Here is a 238-nt window from a genome sequence, read left to right on the forward strand (position 1 = left end):
CTGCTCGTCGGACGTGCCGGTGTCCGTCGCCATAGGAAAGTGGATGGCGCCGGCGCTGATCTGCCGGGCGGTCGACGGCTCGCCGTGCGGCCAGGTCAGCGCCATGCCGACGGCGGCGGACAGCACGAGCGGCAGCAGGATCGCGGCGATGACGCGGCGGGTGCGCGGGGCGGCGGGGGGGGGCACGGGGGCGGTTCTGCCGGGTGCGCGGGGATCGCGCCGCGGGGCGTGCCGCCCG

Annotated in this window: 1 pseudogene; it reads right to left on the reverse strand. The window is 78.6% G+C overall.

The annotated features are described in order from the left end of the window. Positions 1-186 (reverse strand): annotated as a pseudogene (locus KVT14_RS21280) (hypothetical protein); the annotation flags it as partial. Positions 187-238 lie beyond the last annotated feature (52 nt).

This window comes from Cellulomonas sp. GbtcB1, assembly GCF_019091725.1.
Lineage (GTDB): Bacteria > Actinomycetota > Actinomycetes > Actinomycetales > Cellulomonadaceae > Cellulomonas.